Annotated in this window: 5 protein-coding genes and 1 pseudogene; 2 read left to right on the forward strand and 4 right to left on the reverse strand. The window is 62.9% G+C overall.

Annotation, left to right across the window (positions count from 1 at the left end; genetic code table 11):
- Nucleotides 1–156: 156 nt before the first annotated feature.
- Both IQ16_RS03605 and IQ16_RS03610 read right to left on the reverse strand, forming a co-directional pair.
- Complete coding sequence (locus IQ16_RS03605; RefSeq protein WP_145831197.1) at nucleotides 157–3,552, reverse strand: UvrD-helicase domain-containing protein; 3,396 nt, start codon at nucleotides 3,550–3,552, stop codon at nucleotides 157–159.
- A complete protein-coding gene (locus tag IQ16_RS03610; protein ID WP_208751618.1) occupies nucleotides 3,552–6,209 on the reverse strand; it encodes a PD-(D/E)XK nuclease family protein in 2,658 nt (885 codons plus the stop codon). The genes IQ16_RS03605 and IQ16_RS03610 overlap by 1 nt, the downstream gene beginning before the upstream one ends.
- Nucleotides 6,210–6,496: 287 nt before the next feature.
- Here IQ16_RS03610 and IQ16_RS03615 point away from each other — a divergent pair, with 287 nt between their 5' ends.
- Nucleotides 6,497–7,381: a BrxR family helix-turn-helix transcriptional regulator gene (locus IQ16_RS03615; protein WP_208751619.1), complete on the forward strand. Its 885-nt coding sequence runs from the start codon at nucleotides 6,497–6,499 to the stop codon at nucleotides 7,379–7,381.
- Between the two features lie 127 nt (nucleotides 7,382–7,508).
- Nucleotides 7,509–7,699, forward strand: a pseudogene (locus IQ16_RS03620) (DUF3606 domain-containing protein).
- A 15-nt stretch (nucleotides 7,700–7,714) separates the two neighbouring features.
- Here IQ16_RS03620 and IQ16_RS03625 read toward each other — a convergent pair.
- Both IQ16_RS03625 and IQ16_RS03630 read right to left on the reverse strand, forming a co-directional pair.
- The gene (locus tag IQ16_RS03625) at nucleotides 7,715–7,978 is read right to left on the reverse strand and encodes a hypothetical protein (protein ID WP_145831198.1); all 264 of its coding nucleotides are present in this window, start codon (nucleotides 7,976–7,978) and stop codon (nucleotides 7,715–7,717) included.
- 97 nt (nucleotides 7,979–8,075) lie between these two features.
- Entirely contained in the window at nucleotides 8,076–9,722 is a 1,647-nt protein-coding gene (locus IQ16_RS03630; protein WP_158646902.1) for an AAA family ATPase, read from the reverse strand.
- Between the last annotated feature and the right edge of the window lie 4 nt (nucleotides 9,723–9,726).

The raw sequence follows: 9,726 nt of genomic DNA on the forward strand, positions 1-9,726 counted from the left end.
ACCTCCAGTTGCGGCGTCGAATTTGCTGCCTCGTCTGCTTGCCGACGGTTGTAGTCTTTCCGCATAACAATCGACAAGCGGGGTCTGTCGAAACATTAGACTCGTATTCATTGAGCCAATTTGCTTGGAATACCTGGAGTCAAACAGCCGTGTCCTTCAAGCCGCTAAGGTCAGCGCTGACGGAGAGACGGCAATCACCCTTCCAGTCGTCATCAGAACGATGAGGCCATACTCGGCGCCGCTCATGTCAAGATAGTCTCGGACCTGCGCCCGATAATGATTTAGCTTTTCTGGGTCGGCGTTGACGTCACTCTTCCAATCGACGACCACGACAGGACGGCCTTCCGGACTCACCGTAAGCGCGTCCGCGATACCGGCAATTGCAACCTCTTCGCCCTCTGCGGTCCGAATGGCATAGACGGGGAATTCGGCGAGAAGTTGGGGCCGCAAGGCCATGATTTCCCGCAGTGCCAGGGTTCTCGAGACACATTTCGCCAGTTCCTCGGCGGACAGACCTACGGCCTCGTCCTCGACCGGGGTCCTACCGAGTGCACGGATGAGTTCGATCGCTCGCTCACGGAGCGCTGTCGGCGCTTCGCCGATTTCTCCGGTCAGCACCTCTTCCATGAGTTTGTGAAGAATGAGCCCGCGCTCGCGACCACCTTGGACGGTTATACTCGTTTCGAGATCTGGCGGCGGGCCTTCGGCCGAGCCGGTCCAGATATCAGGTTCTTCCTCTTGCAACAGTGCCCCGGTGGCGCGTTCGTCCCGGCTGGGCGCGAGCCATGTCAGGCGCATCCGGCGATCGGCGATGGCGGCCGCCTCGGCCGCGAATACGTCACGGGTTTGGGTATTGCCGGCACCCGCGATCGCTGCGGTTGCGTCGACCGGCAGATGCGAGACGTCGAGGCTCGGCAGATCCGCGAGCGAAAGATCGACGAGACCGATCCAGCTCGACTTTGAGGGCGTCGTATCGAGCCGGGGAAGGACGAGGAGCTCGCGCGCGCGCGTTACGGCGACATACCAAAGCCGAACGCGTTCGCGATCCAGTTCGTCCTTCTCGGCCCGGCGTGCGGCGTCATAACCATCGGGCGCGACACCCAGAACCGGACAGTAGAGCGTATCGGTCTGGCGATCGATTACCGCGGAGTCCGGCGTCATGACGCCGGTCATCGTATTGACGGGGATGACGATCGGCCATTCGAGGCCCTTGGCGGCGTGCATCGTGAAGAGCGCGACGGCCTCCTCCTGTGCGTCGGGCCGGCCTTCTACGGCGCGCGTCTCGTCGGTCCAGGCGGCCGTCATCGCTTCGGCGAAAGCGCGGAGACCGCGGACCGCATAACCGGTCGACAGGCTGAGATAGAGATCGACGTTGGCGAGCGCGCGCTCGGCCTGGCCACGATGCCGCTCAAGCAGGAGAGCCCGCATCCTCAGGGCGTCCACGGCCTGCGAGAGCAGTTCGTGTGGCGTCGTACTGCCGCCCCGCCGGTAAAGCGCCTGCAACTTTTCGAGGATGTCACGCGCCAGCGGATGCCTGATAACCGCCGGGTCGACGCCGAGATCGAGGCGGGGAAATCGGTCCGGCTCTTCCTCGGACCGCGGAAGCGCCCAGACTATGTCCAGCAGTTCTTCTTCGGTGAGTCCGACCAGTGGACCGCGTAGCAGCGCGCCGAGCGCCAGCGTGTCGCGCCGATCAGCGAGGACACGGGTCACCGCGATCAGGTCTTGGACTTCCTGCCGGCGGAACAGGCCTTTCCCGGCCTGCGTTGCCACGGGAATGCCCCGTCGTTCAAGCGCCTCCTCATAACGCCAAAGGTCCGCACCGGTCGGTGCCAACAGGCCGATGTCACCCGGCTGGCAAAGTCTTTCCGCGCCGTTGCGTCGGTCGAGGATGGACTGGCTGCCGATCAGCCGCGCGCAGAGTTCGGCCACGGCATCGGCTTCGGCATCGCGTTGCTGTTCGGTGCTGGACTTTCCGTTTTCGTCCGCCACCGCTACGTCGAGCGCCGCGACGCACAGGTTTTCGCCGTGGTCTTCATGAAACGGGTCGAGCAGGGTAAAGCCGGGTTGCCCGTCCGCCGACAGCACGGACTCGAAGCGCTCGTTGACGAAGGTCAGGATCGAGGCGCACGAGCGAAAGTTGGTCGAGATCGACAGCAGGCTGTCGGCATCCCGAATCCGAAAGGCGTCACGCGCCTGCACATAGGCACCGATATCGGCACCGCGGAAACGGTAGATGGCCTGCTTGGGGTCGCCCACAAGAAAAAGCGCGCCCGGCCGAATCCGAAAGGAGGTCCAGTTTGCGTCGGCATTAATAGGATCGCCGCAGAGCCGCCAGAAGATCTCCGTTTGCAAGGGATCAGTGTCCTGGAACTCGTCAACGAGGACGCGTGCGAACCGACGTCCCAGCGCGCGCCGGACCTCGTCATGGTCGCGCAGCAGATCGCGGGCCGCGAAGATGAGATCGTCGAAGTCGAGCTGGGCGCTTGCGCGCTTATGGCCGCGATAGCGATCGAGGATCGGCCGCGCTTCGTCGATCAGAGCCGCCAGAACCTGGCTGGCGGCTCCCTGAAGAAGCGAGATCCAGGCAGCGGTGCATGTTTCGTAGTGGACTTCGGCGGCATCGTTCAGCCGATCTCCGTCGGCCTTGGAAAGACCTGCCCGCTTTGCGGCAGCCGACCACTTGCCCTTCTTGCGATAAGAGGCAAAGGCACCGGCCTTGGTGCAAAGGTCCGGGTGCGGACGAGAGACCAGTAGCCGAACCAGGCCCGAAGGTATCGCACAATCAGGACCTGCCGCCAACGCCGTGGCCATCTCGGCCAGCCGCGCGGCGATCGCCTCCGTCTCCGGCTCGCTGGCCGTGGCTCCGCGGATGAAGGCCGCCATATCGGCAGTTGCCTGCCGGAAGGCCGTCAGTTGACCATTTAGCGGCGGTCCAGCCGGCGCTGCGAGGGTACGGCGACGGCGGAGATTTTCCGCGATTTTGTGAATGAGCAATACGGTCTCGCCGGGATTGTGCAGGACCATTTCGGCGAGGATGCCGCCCTGATCGCCGGAGAGGCGTTCACGCAGCCAGACGTCAACAATTTCGAGGAAGGTGAGATCGGCCTGATTGCGATCCATGACGGCGGCCCCCGGGTCGATATCAGCCTCGGCTGGATAGGGCTTGATTAGGCGCTGACAGAAGCCGTGGATGGTCGAGCAGGTGATTTCGTCGATCGCAGCGCTTGCGGCGGCGAGATTGTCGCGCTGCGCCTGCGACAGGCCATTGGGCAGCGCCACGCGCAGCTCGGGCGCGACATGGCCAGCCGAAAGGTCGGTGACAAAATCGTGGACACGCGAAAGAAGCTCACTCGCCGCCAACTCGGTGAAGGTAACGGCCGCGATCTCGCGCGGCGGGACGCCCTCAGCCAGCATGACGGCGATGCGCCCGGCCATGACGGCCGTCTTGCCCGAACCTGCACCCGCCTCGACCAGGATGGAGCGATCATGGTGGCTGATCGCGTCGCGGCGAGCTCCATCATCCTTGAGAACTTTGGACACGCTGCTCATTATTCCGCCTCCCAGATCCGGGTGAATTCGCCGAGCCGTTCCGCCGCGGCCGGTTGCTTGCGTTTGCAGTAAGTGGCGCCGGCGTAGGCCGGCAGGGCGAAGGCGAAATCGTCATAGTCGCCGCCCGTGTCGGGACCTTGCAACGCTGCGCCGCCGGCAAGGCTGGTTCTCGCTGCGCGGAGATATTCTGTGATTTCGGCGAGCGCAGCTTCGGGATCGCCGAGCTGGAGATCGACCGGCTCGCGCGGGTACAGCAATGAGGCGCTGATCGCGACGTCGTCTCCGAGAAGTGCCTTCACCGCGAAAGCGTAGAGGCAGCGCTGAAGCTCGCGACCGCCATTCAGCCGGATGTCGCCTCGCGGGGCGCGGCCGGTCTTGTAGTCACGGACGAGCGCGCGTTTGCCGTCGCCGGAAATGTCGAGGCGGTCGATGTAGCCGGCGATGTTGAACCCCGTGTCCGGAATTGTGACAGGTGCGCTTGCGTCCCAAGGCGCCTCGGCCTCCGACTTCGACTTGGATCCGCCGAACGGAACCTCGCCGTAGGATCGAGCGTCGGGCAGACGATCGTCACCATAGGTGAGGGCTCGACCCGCTAGAAGTCGGGCGTCGTCCAGGGTGCGTCCCCAGATGACGGCAGGCGGGATCGGGCGTTGGCTTTCCCAATCGGCCGCCACAATAGCCGCTGCTCGGTTCACCGCGGCCTCGATCGCCGCGACGTTGGCGGTCGCCACTCCGCCCACGACCTCCAGATCGCGCAAAGCGCGGTCGAGCACCATATGAATCAGATCGCCGATGCCGAGCGCGTCGAGCACCAGAGGGTCTGCGCTGCTCTGCGGCGCTTTCCAACCGAACGCATACCTCCACACGAAACCTATCGGGCTGCGCAGCAAGCTCTTCAGCGAACTTGCCGATTGCGTTCGCGCGAGGATCGCGAGAATGAGCGGATGATCGGCCCGGACGAGGCCGTCATGCGCTGTGATCTCTGCACGCCGCCAATCACGCCAGCAAGTTTGCGCGCTTGTCGCTTGCGGGTGGCCGCCAAACTCCTGCGGCCGGGCGATGAGGCGATCGGTCTCGCTGAAGGCATGTTCCGGCACGGCGTTGCGGCGGAGATACGTTTCCACGCCATGCCCGGCCAGCAGCGGACTGCGCCCGAGGAGGCGCCCATCGCCGTCGCGCCGGGCGCGTGAGAGAACGACTTCGCTAGACGTAGTGGCCAGGATGGTCTGGAAGTCGCGGCGATCGGCGACATTCACCGGAAGTGGATCGAGGTCGGCGGTCCGGATGATGTGATCCGGGATCAGCCGGTCTTCGGCGATCCCGCGCGGCCAGCGCGAAGAATTGAGTCCGATCAGGCGCACGAATCGACGAGGAGAGGCAGCAAGTGCACTGGCCGGCATCCAGGCGACGGACACACAGGCTTCCAACCCGTCATCCTGCTTCAGGTCTGCGAGGGTTGCGTCAATGGAGGCAGCAGGCCCTGTGAGCAGCGCCTTGCGCCAGATGGCGAGCGCTCGACCCTTAAGGAAGGTATCGCCGATTTCGGACGCTGCTTCCGGTCCCTTCGCGAGAAGTTCAGCCAGTGTGCGTAGTCCGGCGTTGTGATCGACACCGTCGGGCCAATCTTCACGCTTCAGCCGGGCAAGCAGACGGTTCCAGGCGCTGAACGTCGACAGGGGCGCATCCGTCGGCAGGACGCGCAACCAACCTTCGGGCAACGCTTCGAACGGCGCAGAATCCCGACACAGTGAGGCAAGTCGACGGAGGCGCGGCTGCGACAAGCCGCGAACGACGATGTCGGCGAGCGCTGCGGTCGCCTGTCCTTCGCGGGTTGTTACGGTCCTGACCCCGTGGACGAAATGCAGGTCGAAGTTCGCGTCGGCGCGCAGGGCCAGGAAGTGGTCGTCGTACTCCGCCGGCGACGCAGTGGCGATGGCGATTTCCGAAGGCGCCACCCCCGAGGCCAGCAGCGACCGCACCCAGCGCAAGGCCTCGATGGCTTCGTGATAGGCAGTCGCTGCGCATATGGCGCTGAGCGCCGGTGTTTGGGCGACCCCGCTTGCGATGGCGACACCTGTGTCCGCAAGCCAGGCGGGCACGACTCGCGGTCCGGCCGTCCACTGCACGGGAACGTTTGCGGCAAGCCCCTTCAGCAGCGGTCGCCAGCACGGCGACAACTCGGTCAGGCCGACGATCTCCATCGGCCCGAGGACGCTCGGCGCCTGGGCGATGCGGCTGCTTGCAGCGGCGACAATATCGACCGGACGCATCATGCCGGGCGGAAGCTTACCGAGAACTGAGGCTTCCAGGCGTGCGATGGCATCTATGCGCGGATGGTCGGCTGCGCGTGCAGCCAAGTCGATGCCCGCGCGCCACGCCTTGTGGAGCGTGTCGGCCGCGGCGTCGATCATGCCGGGAAGCGCCTTGATGCTCTCCAGCTCTCCCATCGAGGTGGTGGGCAAAACCGCCTGGATCGTCGCGCGCAGGCTTTCGTCGTCGATCGAACGGGCGAAGCCGCCGGCGAGGCGCACTGCAGCTTGCTCAAAGGACATGATCTGAAGGCCATGACAGGAGCGGCGGGCCGCCGCGAGGCGGCCCTCCCGCATAGCGAGACGGCCGTGGACGACTAGGGTGGATCGACTTAGTGCGGCGGCCATTTCTATCTTCCCCGAGGGTTACTTCTTGTTCGGACGCTGGGTCAGGGCCGACGCCGCGGCGGTCTTCGCAGCTTTGCTGCTCCTGGGGTCCCGCATAACCTTGGACGCGGCGCTTGCCGCCTTCTTGCTAGTAACTTCGCGATTTGAACTGCGTTTCGGCATTGCTTTTCCTTGCAAATTTGCCCCAGCCACCTTGACCAGAGGCGCGATATGGATACTATATATACGGGTCGTAAGAATATGTCCATATACTTTTTATACCCATTTGACAACGGAGGTGGATAACAATGTTGGACGAGACCACGGTGTTGAAATGGGGTGTCGAGCGTCGGCTCGAATTCATCGAGTTCCGACTGTTCTGGGAGGGCGGCGTCAACCGCTCCGACATCATTGCGATGTTCGATGTGTCCGTCCCGCAGGCGTCAAAAGATCTGACGCTCTATCAGGAGCGTGCTCCGCAAAACGCCATCTACGACAAAAGCGCCAAACGCTACGTCGCTGGTCCGCAATTCTCGCCCATATTCCTGAAACCTGATCCGGACGCCTATCTGTCCCGCCTTCGCTCGCTGGCAGAAGGACTCACCGAGCCCGCTGAGTCCTGGATCGCAAGTCCGCCCGAAACCGACATAGCGCTGTCGCCGCGCCGCCAAGTCGACATAGCCGTACTTCAGGCAGTTCTCGGAGCGGTGCGGAAAAGCCAGTCACTCGAAGTTCGGTACCAGTCGATGAGCCGGGAACGAGCAGATCCCCTTTGGCGCCGCATGACGCCGCACGCCTTCGGATACGACGGTTTTCGATGGCATGTCCGGGCCTATTGTCACATCGACCATAAGTTCAAAGATTTTCTGCTGCCGCGGATTTTGGGTGTGCGCGATCCAAGCACCCCCGGGAGCTCACCTGCGCAAGATACGCAATGGAACGAGAGGTTCGAAGTCGAAATCGGACCCCATCCAGATCTGACGCCGAGTCAGAAGGCAGTTGTCGCCAAGGACTTCGGAATGAAAAATGACCGAGCTGTACTGAGAGTGCGATACGCAATGTTGTTCTATGTCCTTAAGCGTCTCGGTTTGTTGGGAGACGCGACGAAGCAAAGCGCCCGAACACAACATATTGTGACGCTTAACCGGAAAGCGACGGACGAAGCATTGCGCGTAGCCGAATTACAGCTCTGACCTCTTGGGTGCGGCGGTAAAAGCCCCGACAGACACTCCACACAACCCGGTCCAAACTAGCCGGTTCGCATTGTCCCGGAGCTCCGATCCTTGTTGCGTTGCCTCCGAACCTGACCAGGAGGAATACATGGCGGTAGAGAAAAAGGCGAAGACGGCGCGGGCGCAGCAGGATCGAGCCCGGGTGGCGGGCAACCAAGGCTACGAAGTCCGGTACGAATCCAAGAAGACCGGAAGTCCGCGTCTGCCGTGAAGAAGGCAGTCAAGAAGGTCGGTAACGCCCGCAAGAATGTCGAGAAGCAGCTGGTCTGTAAAAAGTAAAGAGTCTGGCCGCCGTCATCGAGGCGGGCACTCGGGGCAGGTATCGCCGATCGAATCTATGATTTCCCGGATTTCGGCAGCCGCGGATTCCGGAGAAAGACCTGGCGGTGGGTATCGGCGGGCAATGTCGAAGGCGTATTCCCGGGCGTGCGGATCGGTGCGGTCTTGCATCCAGCCATGGTCCTCGCACTCGCGGATGGCACCGGCTTCCTGCAGCAGGGCGATTGCCCACCCGCGAGACGTCCGGTTCGGCGGCGGCCGTTTTTTGCTCATCAGCATCGAGATCGCTCCTTCGCCGGGACGAATCCTTGAGACTCGGTTACGTTCCGCGGCCGCAGCGGGCTTGAGAGCGTTCCTCGGTTCAGGGCAGGGACCCTTATTGGCTGGAGATGGGAACTTGCGCGCGCAGATCGACGACCTGAATGTCAGGGCGTCCGTCTCCATCCAAGGCCGCAATGACCTTGACGGGGAAAATATCGTCATATTTTTCCACGATCCCCCGCCCTGCGCGCCACCCGGCATCCCTCAGCTTTTCCGCACGGGGCCTGTCGATGATCACGTACCGGATCCCGACATCCGGAGGCGCGATCGAGATCTGCCGAAGTCGGTGTTCCGCTTCGACATGCATGGCGTCGACGATGACGTCGCGTCCTTCTTCGAGTATCTTCGAACTAGCGGCCCGGACCCGATGGAAGATGCCCGCCTGGCTGCCCGGCGTCTCCCCGTCGGGGTTCGTTTCTTTCCTGATCTCGTCCGAAGAAACGACCTCGACGCCCTGTGCGGCCGACCACCTCGACTTTCCTCCCCCGGACGGCCCGACGGTCAGTATCATGGACTGGCCGCATCGGGGCCAATTCCAGCCTGGAACGTCGGCCTCGACCAGTTCGCGGTGGGCCTCGTAGTAGTCCGAGATTCTCGCGATCTGATCCGGTTTGACAAGATCCGGGTGGGCGACCTTGTTTCGAATGGCGTGCGCGACGCGTCTTAATTCAGCTTCCTCGGGCGACAGGATGTTTTCCGTAAGCTGTTGAAAGTCGTAGAATTCGAGTTTCCAATAGTCGACGACGGGTACTTCCCTCGTTCCGTATTTCTTAATCCAAGGCTTCTGGGGTGACACTTTTTTTGCCAAAAAATCTTCATGACGCCGGATGAGTGACCGCAGTATCCGATAGGCAAAGGGGAGAAGCACGCCCGCCTGCGCGCTCCATAGCCGCCTGCGCAAATGATCGTGCATCCCGTATTTGACGGCGGCGACGGCGTGGACAGCCGGTTCGTCGTCCCAATAATCGACGAGTCCGTTCTCCCAGCACGGAAAGCGGAGGTTCGATGCCTGCGCCGCGCGTTCAAGCAGCGCGAACGGATCGATCTGGTCCGAAACCTCCCACGCGAGCATGTTTTCAAGAAGCTCGCGGGACCAGGCCGCCAGATCGATCGTCGTCGCGTGTCCGACGCGGGAAACCAGATCGGCTGACGGTCGGGTCCCGATCTGCGCGGCGTAACTGATTGCGTCGTATCGACCTACGGAGCCCTGCGTCGACAGAAACCTCGCCGACCCGTTCAATACCGCGAGTTCGTCGCGGTTCAGCCCGGTCGGCACAAGCACGATGACAACGGGGCCGACGATCATCTCTTCGGAACGAGACAGATGAAGCTGCCGTAGGAACAGACCCCATCGTCGCAAGGCGCTGCGCTCTATTCCGTCTACGATGAGGACCTGGTCGGCGAGTCCGGGATGCGACGCGAATTCGCCGACCGAGCCGATCTCAACGGCTGGGACGCCGAGAGATCCGGCCAAGAGATGCGGAATGGGTTGCGTCTGGTCTTCGCGGGAGACGTCCAGCGTGGCGCATTCGAGCGAAAGCTCGCTCCTGAGCTTCCGTTCGATCGCCCCGGACAATCCCGCGGGACGAGGGTTCGGCGCCGCCAGGCACAGCACCCTCTCGCGGTTTCCGACCGCCTGCACGATCTTGTTGATGATGCTGGACGGGCCCGCCAGATTCCACCAGATGTCGAGACGGTCCATGGCG

Source organism: Bradyrhizobium huanghuaihaiense, assembly GCF_007830635.1.
GTDB classification, from domain to species: Bacteria; Pseudomonadota; Alphaproteobacteria; order Rhizobiales; family Xanthobacteraceae; genus Bradyrhizobium; species Bradyrhizobium huanghuaihaiense.

Bases quoted from the DNA above. Each gene is read 5' to 3' on its own strand.
- IQ16_RS03615 (WP_208751619.1), top strand. From the start codon at position 6,497: ATGTTGGACGAGACCACGGTGTTGAAATGGGGTGTCGAGCGTCGGCTC.
- IQ16_RS03625 (WP_145831198.1), bottom strand. From the start codon at position 7,978: ATGCTGATGAGCAAAAAACGGCCGCCGCCGAACCGGACGTCTCGCGGG.
- IQ16_RS03610 (WP_208751618.1), bottom strand. From the start codon at position 6,209: ATGGCCGCCGCACTAAGTCGATCCACCCTAGTCGTCCACGGCCGTCTC.
- IQ16_RS03630 (WP_158646902.1), bottom strand. From the start codon at position 9,722: ATGGACCGTCTCGACATCTGGTGGAATCTGGCGGGCCCGTCCAGCATC.
- IQ16_RS03605 (WP_145831197.1), bottom strand. From the start codon at position 3,552: ATGAGCAGCGTGTCCAAAGTTCTCAAGGATGATGGAGCTCGCCGCGAC.